Source organism: Bradyrhizobium sp. SZCCHNS1050 (assembly GCF_032484785.1).
In the GTDB taxonomy this organism is placed as follows: Bacteria; Pseudomonadota; Alphaproteobacteria; order Rhizobiales; family Xanthobacteraceae; genus Bradyrhizobium.
On sequence record NZ_JAUETR010000001.1, the window covers coordinates 3,618,519 to 3,631,638 of the forward strand.

Below are 13,120 nucleotides of genomic sequence, written 5' to 3' on the forward strand. Positions count from 1 at the left end.
CTCTCCTCAGTCCTTGCTCGCAACTTCGGCGGCATCGAGTGCAGCCGCAAGCCGCTTCTCTTCGCCGTAGTAGCGCGCACGTTCCCAGAACCGCGGCCGGCCGATTCCGGTCGAGCGGTGGCGCCCGATGATCTTGCCGTTCGCGTCCTCGCCGATCATGTCGTAGAGGAAGATGTCCTGGGTGATGATGGTGTCGCCTTCCATGCCCATCACCTCGGTGATGTGCGTGATGCGGCGGGAGCCGTCGCGCAGTCGCGCCGCCTGGACGATGACGTCGATCGAGGCGCAGATCATCTCACGGATGGTCCGCGACGGCAGCGAGAAGCCGCCCATCGTGATCATGGATTCGCAGCGGGACAACGCTTCGCGCGGGTTGTTGGCGTGCAGCGTGCCCATCGATCCGTCGTGACCGGTGTTCATGGCCTGCAGCAGGTCGAAGGCCTCGGGTCCGCGGACCTCGCCGACGATGATGCGCTCGGGCCGCATACGCAGGCAGTTTCTCACCAGCTCGCGCATCGTCACCTGGCCTTCGCCCTCGATGTTGGGCGGCCGGGTTTCGAGGCGCACCACATGTGGCTGCTGCAGTTGGAGCTCGGCGGCGTCCTCGCAGGTGATGACGCGCTCGTCGTGATCGATATAATTGGTCAGACAGTTCAGCAGCGTGGTCTTGCCCGAACCGGTACCGCCGGAGATCAGCACGTTGCAGCGGACGCGGCCGATGATCTGCAGGATCTCCGCGCCCTCCGGCGAGATCGCGCCGAACTTGACGAGCTGATCGAGCGTCAGCTTGTCCTTCTTGAACTTACGAATGGTGAGCGCGGGGCCGTCGATCGCCAGCGGCGGAACGATGGCGTTGACGCGCGAGCCGTCGGCGAGACGCGCGTCGCAGATCGGTGACGATTCGTCGACGCGGCGGCCGACCTGGCTGACGATGCGCTGGCAGATGTTCAGGAGCTGTTGGTTGTCGCGGAACCGGATGCCCGTGCGCTGGATCTTGCCGTTGACTTCGATAAAGACCGTACCGGCGCCGTTGACCATGATGTCAGCGATGTCGTCACGCGACAGCAGCGGCTCCAGCGGGCCATAGCCGAGCACGTCGTTGCAGATATCGTCGAGCAGCTCTTCCTGCTCGGCGATCGACATCACGATATTCTTGATCGCGATGATCTCGTTGACGATGTCGCGGATTTCCTCGCGCGCGGATTCGCCGTCGAGCTTGGCCAGCTGAGCGAGATCGATCGCCTCGATCAGCGCCCCGAAGATCGTCGCCTTGACCTGATAGTAACTGTCCGAACGCCGGGCCTCGACAACCGGTGGTGGCGGCGGCGGAGCCTGCCGGGTCGGAGCCAGAGGTGGCGACGGCACGGCCGGAGACGCCGCGCGTGGTGCAGCCGGCGCCGGCTCGGGCGCCGGCGCGGCCGGCCTGAGGGCCCTGGTATCGTTGTCCAATCCGCTACGCTTACCAAACACGACTTAGAACTCCACGCGTGCTTACTTCGCCCTCAGCTTGTCCAGCAGAGGCGACAGGAAGGAGCCTTTCGGCTTCTTTGTCTCGCTGCGGCCGGTGAGCCGCTGCGCGATCTGGAGAAACATCTCCGTCGTCCGATGGCTGGGAGACATCTCCGCAATCATCTGGCCGTTGTTGGCGGCCGCGCCGAAGATCTGCGGCTCGAACGGGATCGTTGCGATCGGCGGGCTTTCGATCGCCTTGGCGAACTCGCTCGCATTGATCTCGGGCCGCTTGGGAACGCCGACCTGGTTCAAGCAGTAGAGCGGCATGCGATCGTTCGGCCGGGCGGCCTTGAGGAGATCGAACATGTTCTTGGTGTTGCGCAGCGAGGCGAGATCCGGCGCCGCGACGATCAGGATATCATCCGCGGAGATCAGCGCCCGCTTGGTCCAGCCTGCCCATTGATGCGGAACATCGAGCACGATGCATGGCATCGAGGCCCGCAGCGTGTCGAAGACCGCATCGAATGCCTCGGCGCCGAAATCGTAGACCCGGTCGAGCGTCGCAGGCGCGGCCAGCAGGCTCAGATGATCGGTGCATTTCGACAACAGCCGGTCCATGAAGGCGATGTCGATCCGGTCCGGTGAGAAGACGGCGTCCGCGATGCCCTGCGCGGGATCCTGGTTGTAGTCGAGGCCGGCGGTGCCGAACGCCAAATCGAGATCTGCCACCACGGAGTCCATCGACAGGTCGCGCGCGATCGCCCAGGCAATGTTATGGGCCAGGGTCGAGGCTCCGACGCCGCCCTTGGCGCCGACGACGGCAACGATGCGCCCGACGGCCTTGGCTTCCGGCGCGGAGAATAGGTTGCAGATCGAGCGGACGACGTCGATCGGCGTCACTGGCGACAGCACATAGTCGCTGACGCCGCGCCGAACGAGCTCGCGATACAGCGTGACGTCGTTGACGCGGCCGATCACGACGACGCGCGTGCCCGGGTCGCAAACCGTCGCGAGCTGATCCAGGCCGGCCAGGATGTCGGTGCGTGCATCCGTCTCCAGAATGATGACGTTCGGGGTCGGGGCAGACCGGTAGGCCTCGATCGCCGCCGCCATGCCACCCATCTGAACCTTCAGATGGGCCTTGCCGAGGCGCCGGTCCTCACCGGCGGCCTGGACCGTCGCGGCGGTTTCCACCGTCTCACAGAACGCCTGCACGGACACGCGCGGCGCGGGCGCGATGTGATCGTCGGCCGGCGGCGGCACGACGTCAGGCTGCTCCTCTTGGGTCTGTCGGGCGTAGCTGATCATTTGCCTGTGTCGCTGAGTTTGGCCTTGTCGGCCTCTGGATACGTGATCGCGGTTGATTGTCCCTTGCGATATTTGTCGAACAATGCCGTGCGCCGGGTGGTATAGGACGGCGTTTCGGATCGCGGCTGCACGAGATCCGACGGGTTGGCGACCATTGCCGCCATGTTGCGCTGGTAGGCGCAGCCGTAGTTCCAGTCAGGCTTGTTGTCGAACCAGTTCTTGTTCTTGATCGACGGCCCGAGGTCATCCGGCCAGATCCCGCAGGGCCCCACCGTGGCCGACATTTTTGGGTAGCTCAGCCGGATCGCGGCCATCTGGCGCGGGTCCTTCGGCTGATAGTTGCGTACGGTGATGCCGTGCGGCGGGACGCCGGCGGCGGCCAGCAGGGAGTGGATCTCCCGCATCGAGTCGGCGGCCGCCCGTGCGTTGGGGGTGCCGCTCGGCACGTCGGCGCTGATCGCGCCCGTGCCTTGGCGAATCCAGCTCTGGGCCAGTCCCATCACGTCGGCGCGCTGCTCGGCCGTCAGGCCGCCACGACCCTGGCCGACGAAGACCACCAGGGAGTCCGGGGCCTCCTGGATCGCGATCGGGTGGCGCAGCCGGTAGTCGTCGGGGATGCTCGCCGTGGTGGCGGCGTCTCTGGTGTAGTTGCAGGCGCCGAGCAGGGCTGCGGCTCCGGCGAGCGCTGCGGCAAGGGGCAGGCGTCGGTATCGGGCGGGGCTGGATGTGGTGGTCATCGTTGCAGGTCCTTGTCCCGGCTCAGTCCGTGATGAAGCCATAGGTGCCGCGATAGTTGCGTCCGGGTTCGACCCGGCCGGGTACGCCGTAGATGCGGTTGATGCTACCCAGGAGATCGGCCTGGGGGTCGGACGCGGCCGCAAAGCCGTCGTCTGGGCGGGAGAGATCCTTCTGTGCCACGGCGCGGACGACGAACGGCGTCACCAGAACCATCAGTTCGGTCTGGTTGTTGACGTAGTCGCGGCTGCGGAACAGCGCGCCGAGGACCGGCAGCTGCATCAGGCCCGGCATGCCGCTGATCGCCTGCTTGGTCTGCTGCTGGATCAGGCCGGCCATCGCCATGGCGCCGCCGGAGGGAATTTCGAGCGTGGTCTCGGCGCGCCGGGTCTTGATCGATGGAACCGTCAACGAGTTGACCGTCGTCGAGCTGACGGCTTGCGACAGCGTGATCGAGTTCTCGTTTGAGAGCTCCGAGACCTCGGTCATCACCCGCATCGAGATCCGGCCCTCGCTGAGCACGACGGGCGTGAAGTTGAGCGAGATGCCGAACTTCTTGAAGCTGATCTGCGTCGTACAGACATGGGTCGTCGGATCACAGGAGTAACCGGCGGGAACCGGAAACTCGCCGCCGGCGATGAAGGTCGCGGACTCGCCCGAGATGGCGGTCAGATTGGGTTCGGCGAGCGTACGGATCACGCCCGCGTTCTCCATGGCGCGCAGTGTCGCCTGCACCGTCGGGGTCGCCCCGCCCAACGCTGCGGTCACGGCGTTGTTGGAGACGAGATTGCTACCGTAGGCGGTGAACGGATTGGAGTTCGCGAATTTGACGACAGCAGTTCCGTAGTTGAGCTGGCCGGAGAGATCGATGCCAAGCTGCTTGACGACCGAGCGCTGCACCTCGGCGACCGTCACCTTCAGCATCACCTGGTCCCGGCCGCGCACGGTGATCGAGTTGACGACCTTGTCGGCGCCGCCGGCGAGCCGGGCGGCCAGTTCGCCGGCCTGCTGGGCTTCGATCTGGCTCGACGCCGAGCCGGTCAGCACGATGCTGTCGGCGAGGCCCTCGATCTGGATATCGGCATTCGGCAGCAACTGCTTCAGCGCCGCCCGGGCGCCGTTCAGGTCGCGCTTGACCGCGATGTCGTAGGCCGCGATCTGCTGGCCCTGCGCGTCGAAGAAGACGATATTCGTCTGACCGATCGCCGCACCAATGATGTAGGCGCGCTGAGAGGAGCGCACGACGGCATTCGCGATCTTCGGATCAGCGACAAGAACGTCCTTGATGTCGCGCGGCAGATCGATGACGACGGACTTGCCGATGCCGAGCGCAAGGAAACGTGCATTGATCTGGCCGTCCGCGGCGGCGGCTGCAGTCGCCGGGCGATAGTCTGCCGCGATCACCGGCGCGATCGCCGGATTGAGGGTCAGCGCAGCGGCGGCCGAAAACGACAGCGCGCGGACCAGCAGGGTCCGCATCTTACGCTGATTTTCGCTGCAGGTCATCTGGGTGGTCCTCTTGCTCACTTCTGCGTCGTCATCGTGCTGGGAATGCCGAAGCGGACGACGGCAACGCTGTCGCTGCGCTTGCGGCTGGTCTCGTCCGTGCGGCGCTCGGCCACGTTGACGTCGGCGATGCTGCGGAGCGCCAGGGACAGCGTTCCGGTTTGACGGGCACGCGCGAGCGTCTCGGCCTGTTCCGGCTTCAGCTCCAGCGTGACGGTCTTGCCGACCACCGTGGTCTGGCCGTCCTTTTCCTTGGGGGCCTGATCGATCGCCAGCACACGGATGTTCGACAGGATGATATCGGAGCTGACGACGTCGCCCGCGTTGGGCTGATCCGGATTGCGTTCGCGCTTGGACAGGATCACGTCGACGCGGTCGTTCGGCAGGATGAAGCCGCCGGCGCCGGTCTCCGGAGAAATCTCGGTGGAAACGGCGCGCATGCCGGCCGGCAGGATCGCGGCCATGAAGCCCGAGCCGTCGGCCTTGACGAGCTTTTGTTCGCGGATGGGCTCGCCGGCAATGAACGGCGCCCGCGCGATCGTGCCGGTTATCTGCGTCTGTCCTTCAGGCCGCTCGTTGCGGCGGATGAAGCTGGCACTAGCCGTGGCCGCCGGCCAGCTCTGCCACTGCAGATCTTCGGGCTTGAGGGATTGGCCGAGGGCGATGTCGCCCTTGGCGACGAGAACGTCGACGGTCGGCATCTGCGGCGCGGGCGCGGCGACTTGAGCCGGCCGGTCGTCGGACCCGCTCGCGAGATATGCGGCCACGCCGCCAGCGCCTACAGCGATGGTCAGAACCACAATGCGTGCGGTATTCATACGCTTCACTTTCCACATGACGCCGCGACGTTTCCGCCGCCGTGATGGGAGTTGAGCAGTTATTCGTCAAAGCATGGTTAATGAGGCGTATCTAAATCGCCTTAACACCGCGTTGACACGGTGTGTTCAGAGCAATGCAAGGCGCGCGGCGTCGATCGCCTTCACCCAATCGGTCTCCGGATAGACCATCAGAGCGCCCAGGGCGAGCGCGATGCCATAGGGCACGCCGCTCTCCTTGGCGTGCAGGCGTGCAAGCCAGGGTTGCCCCGCCAGCATGTAGGGCAACGGCCATTGCCGGAACTGCATGAGGGCGAGGGTGAGCACGCCGCCGAAGATCGAGGCGTACAACAGGTAGTTCATCAGGTGGGCGAAGCCGAACCACAGGGCGGCGGCGGATGCGACCTTGGCGTCACCGCCGCCGATCCAGCCGAATGCAAAGCAGCTGAAAGCAATCACCAGCAGGGTCGCGCCCGCGCCCAGATGCATCAGCATGTCAGCCATGCTCATCCCGCTCAGCGGCGCCAGAACCAGGAAGCCGGCGACGAGCGCCAGGGAGACCCGGTTCGAAATGGTCATCGTGAACAGGTCGCTCGCCGCGGCAAAGGCCATCAGGGCCGGAAACAGCAGAAGGCGCGCGAGATCGAGGGTCATGGGCTCTCAATGGCATCGACGCGGGGCATGGGTGCGCCGCTGCGCCAGAGCCTAGCTGCAAGAAATAAACGATCGGGAAACAGCCGGAATGGCTGGCTGGTTGTCATTCTCACCAGACGCTGACGATGCGGGCCGCCAGAGCGAGGATGGACAGGCCGAGGCCGCCGCAGATCCAACGCAAGGCGACGTCGGCCCCGCTGGACGGAGGCCGGGACGCGGCTGCGGACAAAACGTGGTTACGCATCACTGAACGCCGCGAAGCTGAATGTGGAAATGATAAAGGCCCCGGATGTCCGGGGCCTTTTTTGCTCGGCCGTGACGACCGCTTACTTCAGCGAGGTGTTGATCGCGCCGAACTTGGAGCTCAGGCTGGAGCCGAGACCGTTCACCGCGGCAATGATCGCGAGCGAGATGCCGGCGGCGATCAGACCGTATTCGATCGCGGTCGCGCCGGATTCATCCTTCACGAAGCGAGCAAGAAGATTCTTCATAGGTAACTCCATGTACACGTGGCTGGTCGAACAAACTCTGGTCGTTGCGGCGTTCTCAGCACCGTGACCATGCGGCCACCGTAGGGGGCAGGAATTTCGGCGTAGTTAATTCGGTCGCCGAAACACGGCGACAAATGGCTGTTATTGTGCAGAGTAAACATTGGATGAAGTGCAGCACGACCATTCGAAATAACGCATGGCCACGCCGCAGTCGGTCTCGCTGAAAAGACGAGCGCAGGGTTTTGGCCGTCATGCCCGGCCCCATCCATCGCCAGGCCTGCTCCGCATTCCACACTATCCACACGATATGCATGGGGCCGTGTCGACCTGGCTGGTGGAGCATGTGGCTCGATGTCGATCGCGCTGGGCCGATCGGCAGAGCGGTTCTGCGGGCGCGCAGGTTCACGGCTCCTTAAGCGCCTGGGAGTACCCCTCGGAACAGTTCATGAGATGAGGAATGTGATGTCCGGTCTGCCATGGGAAGTCGCGCTGATGCTCGGCCAGACCATCGAGAAGGTGTTGCCGATCACCTTGATGCTGGCAGTGGTGTTCTCGGTGCTCAGTCACTTCTGGGCCTGCAATCCCGGCAAGCCGTGGTGGCAGAAGCGCGAGCTCGTCACCGACGTGGTCTACTGGTTCTTCGTGCCGGTGTTCGCGCGGGTGCTCCGCATCGGCTTTCTCGTGCTCGGCGCCAGCGTTGTCTTCAAGATCCGCGACGCCGACGAGTTGATCGCCTTCTATGAAAACGGGCACGGCCCGCTGGCGCAGCTTCCCGAATGGCTGCAGGGGGGGCTCTTCCTCGTGCTCTCCGACTTCATGCTGTACTGGACGCATCGTCTGTTCCATGGCGGCGAGTTCTGGAAATACCACGCGGTTCACCATTCGTCGGAGGATCTCGAGTGGATTTCGGCGGCCCGCTTCCATCCGATCAACCTGATCCTCGGCACGATCGCGGTCGACGTCATCCTCTTGATGGCCGGCATCTCGCCCAACGTCATGATCTGGGTCGGACCGTTCACGACGTTCCATTCGGCCTTCGTCCACGCCAATCTCAACTGGACGCTGGGCCCGCTGAAATATGTCCTCGCCACACCCGTCTTCCATCGCTGGCACCACACGTCGATGGAGCAGGGCGGCAACACCAATTTCGCCGGCACGTTCCCGATCTGGGACATCCTGTTCGGCACGTTTCGGATGCCGGAGGGGCAGTTGCCCATGGCCTACGGCAAGGACGAGGCGACGATGCCCGGTGAGTTCGGCGGTCAGCTCGCCTTTCCGTTCCGAAGATGACGTGTTCTGCAACCGCCCGAGGCTTCGTCGCGACGTTTGCAGATCATTCACCAATTGAGCGCAGATTTGCCGCGTCGGGCGCCGTCACCGCTGCGTATCGCTTGAGACGGCTCGTCAATGTCCCGGGGTTGAGTATGTCGTTCTTTGTGTCGTGTCGTCCTAGTGTTTCCTTCGCATTGCGGGCGGCCGTCGCCGCGGTGCTGCTGTGGCCGGCTGCCGTCTCGGCGGAGCCTGATCCCGCCATCGCCGTGAATGTCGACCAGGCCAAGCTGGTCAAGTTGCCCGACCGGGTCGCGACGCTCGTCGTCGGCAATCCGATGATCGCCGATGTGACCTTGCAGAGCGGCGGCATCATCGTCGTCACCGGCAAGAGCTACGGTGCCACCAACTTCATTGCGATGGATCGCGGCGGACAGGTGCTGATCGATCGCCAGATCCAGGTCGCCGGACCCACCGACCAGCTCGTGACGGTGTATCGGGGCGTCGATCGTGAGACCTATAGCTGCATGCCGATCTGCCAGCGCCGGGTGACCTTGGGCGACGGCGACAACTACTTCAAATCGGTGCTCGACCAGGCTGGAACGATGTCCAGCACGGCGAGCGGCAACGCGGCAGCGGCCTCGAAGACCAACTGAGCGCTGGCCTGGCCATGCTTGGCCGGGTCGATGGCAGCGCCTGACCGGATCTCCACGCGCCTCCGCACCGACGATGCGGTGAGCCTTGCCGCCGGTGCTGCGGCTGGATCGCCCGATTCGTTTGGTTTCGATGATCGGGTCGGGCAGGTGGCGCGCTGCCTCGAAGGGCTGGCTGCGAGCGAACCCCCAAGCATGGTTAGCGGGACGTTGATGCGGCGGGCCATACTGTCCGTATTGTAGGAAACTCTTTCCCAAGGAGTTTCCGCTATTCGTTTCACCCAGGTTGATGCCTTCCAGTCCGGATGACCCCATGCAAGCCCCCGTCTCCTTGACCGCTTCGATGCGCCGGCTGTTGCGCCGCTTCCGGCGTAACCGGCGGGCATCGGCCGCGCTCGAATTCGCGCTGGTCGCGCCGGTCTTCTTTGCGCTGCTGTTCGCGATCATCGAAACGGCGCTGATGTTCTTTGCCGGCCAGGTGCTCGAGACGATCACGCAGGACTCGGCGCGCATGATCCTGACCGGACAGGCGCAACAGGGCGCCTATACGCAGTCGCAGTTCGCGAGTTACGTCTGCACCCAGGTTCCCGCGCTGTTCGACTGCAACAAGATCTATATCGACGTGAAGAGCTACTCCTCGTTCGGGAGCGTCTCCATCAGCAACCAGATCGACAACAGCGGCAACTTCGTCAACAACATGACCTACAGCCCGGGCGCGGCCGGAGACATCGTCGTCGTCAGGCTGTTCTATCAATGGCCGATCTTCGTGACGGGGCTCGGCTACAACATCGCCAATCTGAGCGGCAGTAAGCGCCTGCTGGTGGGTACGGCCGCATTCAAGAACGAGCCGTATTCATAACGCTGACCTCGCGAGCTTCTTCTGAGGGACACCAGGAATTCATCATGCCGTTGGGAAGAATGCCGGGTATGTCTTCGAGCCTGCGCCTGTGGCGTCGCATCGACGCCTTCGCTGCCGATTGTCGCGGTGTCGCGGCCACCGAGTTCGCATTCATCGTGCCGCTGATGCTGGTGATGTTCTTCGGCACGGTCGAATTCTGCTCGGCCATCGCCGTCGACCGCAAGGTCACCCTGATGGCGCGCACCCTGTCGGATCTGACCTCGCAATCGACCTCGGTTGGCGACAGCGACATGTCGAACTTCTTCGCCGCCTCGACCGGCATCATGTACCCGTATTCCACGACGCCGGTGAATGCGACGATCACCGAGCTCTATGTCGATCCCACCACCAAGCAGGCGACGGTGAAGTGGAGCAAGGGATCGACGCCGCGAACCGTCGGCATGACGGTCGGCGTGCCGGCTGAATTGCTGGTGTCCGGCACCTATCTGATCTTCAGCGAGGTGAACTACCAGTACGTTCCGACGATCGGCTACGTCATGGGCAAGACGGGCGTCAATCTCAGCGACGTCGCCTATACCCGCCCGCGGCAGTCGACCTGTGTGATGTATAGCCCGGCGACTTCCTGCTGAGGTGAGGGCTGCCGCAACGGAGCCCGCCCGGCCCCGGGGCCGCAGTCGCATACGCGCCTGCGAACCGGAGCGACCGACACTACGGTCATTTGGACGAGCAGAACTCGGCGGCAAACAATCAAGGCAATAAAAAAGGCCGCGCAAGGCGGCCTTTCGTTGTCCAGATGGGCAATCGCATGCGCGATCGCCCGGCGTCGCTCAATTGGCGGCGCGGAGATTGTCGGCCGACGACTTGCCCGAACGGCGGTCCGCCACGATCTCGTAGGAGATCTTCTGGCCTTCCCGCAGCGTGCCGAGACCAGCGCGCTCGACGGCGCTGATGTGCACGAACACGTCGTTGCCGCCGTCGTCCGGCTGAATGAAGCCATAGCCCTTGGTTGCGTTAAACCACTTCACGGTTCCCATGCTCACGGGGTAGTTCCCTTCTCAGATACCAAATGCGTAGCCCAGTCTCCTGGGCTGGTTAGATCGAATTTTTGGAAGGGTCGTCAGCGTCTGAACCGGCTGTACCGGTAATAGCTAATCTCGTCCGGCCGAAAATCGATTGCGGGATATATTATTGGAAATGCCCGCGCAAAACAATCCTGAGCTGCGCGAGAGTGCATGATTTTTTGACGCGCCGGCTCGACGCCGACGCGCTGAATTGTCGCTGATTGCGCAAGGCTTGATCAATCCGCCGGGCCGGGCGGAACATTGCTCCGCCCAATGCCCCTAGCGCCGACGGAACTGGCCGCCGCGCTGCGCTGCGCCACGCGGAGGACCGCCGGGCGAGCTGGCACGCTCGTCCTTGTGGCGGAAGATCAGCCGGCCCTTTTCGAGGTCGTAGGGCGACATCTCGACCGTCACGCGGTCTCCCGCGAGCGTCTTGATGCGATTCTTTTTCATCTTGCCCGCGGTGTAGGCGACGATCTCGTGCCCCGCGTCGAGTTGTACCCGATAGCGTGCGTCGGGAAGGATTTCGGTGACCAGCCCTTCGAACTGGATCAGCTCTTCCTTAGCCATGTCTTTCTCCAGATCGATAGACGTCTAGTTTGGCCGTTGGTTGCGGTTTTGAGCGTGGTTTTTGGGTCTGCCCTCGCGATGCAGGAAAGCAACGCCTTGAATCGACCCGGCCTTACCGCCGCCTTGCGACGGCCGCTGGGGCTCCTGACGATTGCCTGGCAGAGACGCCATCTTAGCATTGGAACGACGGTGACGGCGAGGGCCTTTTGCGGCGGTGCCACCCTCGTTGGTCCGCGCATTCTGCATGCCAGGACGGCCACCGCGCTGAGGCGGCTTGGCCGGTGCAGCGGCCTCGCGGAGGCCGGGCGTGCGGCGATCGTCGCGCGGCAGCGAGATCTTGATCAGCCGTTCGATGTCGCGAAGGTAGGACAGCTCGTCCGATCCGGCCACGAGCGAAATCGCAACGCCCTCGGCGCCGGCGCGCGCCGTGCGGCCGATCCGGTGGACGTAGGTCTCGGGCACGTTCGGCAGGTCGAAATTGACGACATGGCTGACGCCGTCGACGTCGATGCCGCGGGCCGCGATGTCGGTTGCGACGAGGGTTCGGATCTCGCCGGTGCGGAACGCCGCCAGGGTGCGCTCGCGATGGTTCTGCGACTTGTTGCCGTGAATCGCCTGGGCGGGGATGCCGGCTCTTTCGAGGCTCTTCACGACCTTGTCGGCGCCGTGCTTGGTGCGGGTGAACACCAGCGCGCGGTTGACCGGCTCCTGCTTGAGCAACTGAGCCAGAAGGTTCGGCTTGGCCGAGTGGTCAACGTGGATGACGCGCTGGGCAATGCGCTCGACCGTCGAGGAGACGGGGGTCACCGCGACCCGCGCGGGGTCGCGCAGCATGGCGTCCGCGAGCTCGGCGATGTCCTTAGGCATGGTGGCCGAGAAGAACAGCGTCTGCCGCTTGATCGGCAGCTTGGCCACGATCTTCCGGATGTCGTTGATGAAGCCCATGTCGAGCATGCGGTCGGCTTCGTCGAGCACCAGGAACTCGACATGGGTCAGCTTCAAAGCGTTGCTCTGAACCAGATCGAGCAACCGGCCAGGGGTGGCAACCAGCACTTCGAGGCCGGGCATGATAGCGCGGACCTGGCGCCCCATCGGCACGCCGCCGATCGCGAGCGCCGAGCTCAGCCGGATGTGCCGGCCATAGGTGTTGAAGCTGTCGAGGATCTGACCCGACAATTCGCGGGTCGGGCTCAGCACCAGCACGCGTGCCGTCTTCGGCTGCGGCTTGATCCGGTTCTGCAGCAAGCGGTGCAGGATCGGCAGCGCAAACGAGGCCGTTTTGCCGGTTCCCGTCTGGGCGATGCCGATCACGTCGCGGCCTTCGAGCGCGAGCGGGATGGTCTGGGCCTGGATCGGGGTAGGGGTGGTGTAGTTCTCTTCCTTCAGCGCGCGCGTCAGCGCGTCGGCGAGGTTAAAATCCTGGAAGGATGTCAAAAGATGGGGCTTTCCATAAGAGGATAAGGCCCGTGTCGGCAGGCAGCCGGACGCGGGTGGGTGGTTGAGAGACACCCGCGTGTTTGGAGCGCCTAGATTGGATGGGTGAGAATGCGAAGCCAGAAGCTCTGGTCGAGCTAAAGAACACGCGGCTTGCAAAGATCCGGCCGATTCGCCCTGATCTACCAGCTATATGGAACAGATGGACGGCACTTTCAAGGCCGGTGCGCAACGGATTGGCTTTCCGGGTGGTACTCGGCTGCTTTAAATTTAGCCATTCAAAACAAAGTGCACAAATCCTGCGCTGTATGCC

At 63.9% G+C, this 13,120-nt stretch carries 14 protein-coding genes; 4 read left to right on the forward strand and 10 right to left on the reverse strand.

Annotation, left to right across the window (positions count from 1 at the left end; translation table 11 throughout):
- Positions 1-6: 6 nt before the first annotated feature.
- The 7 genes from QX094_RS16300 to QX094_RS16330 form a co-directional block, all read right to left on the reverse strand.
- Positions 7-1,470, reverse strand: coding sequence for a CpaF family protein (locus QX094_RS16300; protein WP_315713812.1), 1,464 nt, complete (start codon positions 1,468-1,470; stop codon positions 7-9).
- Between the two features lie 21 nt (positions 1,471-1,491).
- Complete coding sequence (locus tag QX094_RS16305) at positions 1,492-2,760, reverse strand: CpaE family protein (protein WP_315713813.1); 1,269 nt, start codon at positions 2,758-2,760, stop codon at positions 1,492-1,494.
- Positions 2,757-3,497, reverse strand: coding sequence for a CpaD family pilus assembly protein (locus QX094_RS16310; RefSeq protein WP_315713814.1), 741 nt, complete (start codon positions 3,495-3,497; stop codon positions 2,757-2,759). The genes QX094_RS16305 and QX094_RS16310 overlap by 4 nt, the downstream gene beginning before the upstream one ends.
- 22 nt (positions 3,498-3,519) lie before the next feature.
- Complete coding sequence (locus tag QX094_RS16315) at positions 3,520-5,001, reverse strand: type II and III secretion system protein family protein (protein ID WP_315714366.1); 1,482 nt, start codon at positions 4,999-5,001, stop codon at positions 3,520-3,522.
- 17 nt (positions 5,002-5,018) lie between these two features.
- A complete protein-coding gene (gene cpaB, locus QX094_RS16320; RefSeq protein ID WP_315713815.1) occupies positions 5,019-5,819 on the reverse strand; it encodes a Flp pilus assembly protein CpaB in 801 nt (266 codons plus the stop codon).
- Positions 5,820-5,945: 126 nt separating this feature from the next.
- On the reverse strand, positions 5,946-6,470 hold the full coding sequence (locus QX094_RS16325; RefSeq protein ID WP_315713816.1) for a prepilin peptidase: 525 nt from the start codon (positions 6,468-6,470) through the stop codon (positions 5,946-5,948).
- A 326-nt stretch (positions 6,471-6,796) separates the two neighbouring features.
- A complete protein-coding gene (locus QX094_RS16330; RefSeq protein WP_231317342.1) occupies positions 6,797-6,961 on the reverse strand; it encodes a Flp family type IVb pilin in 165 nt (54 codons plus the stop codon).
- 462 nt (positions 6,962-7,423) lie between these two features.
- Between QX094_RS16330 and QX094_RS16335 the strand changes: the two genes are divergently transcribed.
- From QX094_RS16335 to QX094_RS16350, 4 genes are all read left to right on the forward strand, one after another.
- Positions 7,424-8,251, forward strand: coding sequence for a sterol desaturase family protein (locus QX094_RS16335; RefSeq protein ID WP_315713817.1), 828 nt, complete (start codon positions 7,424-7,426; stop codon positions 8,249-8,251).
- Between the two features lie 134 nt (positions 8,252-8,385).
- The gene (locus tag QX094_RS16340; protein WP_315713818.1) at positions 8,386-8,886 is read left to right on the forward strand and encodes a pilus assembly protein N-terminal domain-containing protein; all 501 of its coding nucleotides are present in this window, start codon (positions 8,386-8,388) and stop codon (positions 8,884-8,886) included.
- Positions 8,887-9,196: 310 nt separating this feature from the next.
- On the forward strand, positions 9,197-9,742 hold the full coding sequence (locus QX094_RS16345; RefSeq protein ID WP_315713819.1) for a TadE/TadG family type IV pilus assembly protein: 546 nt from the start codon (positions 9,197-9,199) through the stop codon (positions 9,740-9,742).
- Between the two features lie 68 nt (positions 9,743-9,810).
- Entirely contained in the window at positions 9,811-10,371 is a 561-nt protein-coding gene (locus tag QX094_RS16350; protein WP_315713820.1) for a TadE/TadG family type IV pilus assembly protein, read from the forward strand.
- 198 nt (positions 10,372-10,569) lie between these two features.
- On the opposite strand, the gene QX094_RS16355 is transcribed toward QX094_RS16350, so the two are convergent.
- From QX094_RS16355 to QX094_RS16365, 3 genes are all read right to left on the reverse strand, one after another.
- Positions 10,570-10,782, reverse strand: coding sequence for a cold-shock protein (locus QX094_RS16355; protein WP_006612155.1), 213 nt, complete (start codon positions 10,780-10,782; stop codon positions 10,570-10,572).
- A gap of 300 nt (positions 10,783-11,082) precedes the next feature.
- Entirely contained in the window at positions 11,083-11,373 is a 291-nt protein-coding gene (infA, locus tag QX094_RS16360; RefSeq protein ID WP_315713821.1) for a translation initiation factor IF-1, read from the reverse strand.
- Between the two features lie 24 nt (positions 11,374-11,397).
- Positions 11,398-12,807 carry a DEAD/DEAH box helicase gene (locus tag QX094_RS16365; protein ID WP_315713822.1) on the reverse strand — a complete coding sequence of 470 codons (1,410 nt, stop codon included), beginning with the start codon at positions 12,805-12,807 and terminating at the stop codon, positions 11,398-11,400.
- Positions 12,808-13,120: the final 313 nt, after the last annotated feature.

Coding starts and splice junctions, on each gene's coding strand:
- QX094_RS16325 (WP_315713816.1), bottom strand. CDS start 6,470: ATGACCCTCGATCTCGCGCGCCTTCTGCTGTTTCCGGCCCTGATGGCC.
- QX094_RS16330 (WP_231317342.1), bottom strand. CDS start 6,961: ATGAAGAATCTTCTTGCTCGCTTCGTGAAGGATGAATCCGGCGCGACC.
- cpaB (WP_315713815.1), bottom strand. CDS start 5,819: ATGAATACCGCACGCATTGTGGTTCTGACCATCGCTGTAGGCGCTGGC.
- QX094_RS16310 (WP_315713814.1), bottom strand. CDS start 3,497: ATGACCACCACATCCAGCCCCGCCCGATACCGACGCCTGCCCCTTGCC.
- QX094_RS16315 (WP_315714366.1), bottom strand. CDS start 5,001: ATGACCTGCAGCGAAAATCAGCGTAAGATGCGGACCCTGCTGGTCCGC.
- QX094_RS16350 (WP_315713820.1), top strand. CDS start 9,811: ATGTCTTCGAGCCTGCGCCTGTGGCGTCGCATCGACGCCTTCGCTGCC.
- QX094_RS16345 (WP_315713819.1), top strand. CDS start 9,197: ATGCAAGCCCCCGTCTCCTTGACCGCTTCGATGCGCCGGCTGTTGCGC.
- QX094_RS16335 (WP_315713817.1), top strand. CDS start 7,424: ATGTCCGGTCTGCCATGGGAAGTCGCGCTGATGCTCGGCCAGACCATC.
- QX094_RS16340 (WP_315713818.1), top strand. CDS start 8,386: ATGTCGTTCTTTGTGTCGTGTCGTCCTAGTGTTTCCTTCGCATTGCGG.
- infA (WP_315713821.1), bottom strand. CDS start 11,373: ATGGCTAAGGAAGAGCTGATCCAGTTCGAAGGGCTGGTCACCGAAATC.
- QX094_RS16305 (WP_315713813.1), bottom strand. CDS start 2,760: ATGATCAGCTACGCCCGACAGACCCAAGAGGAGCAGCCTGACGTCGTG.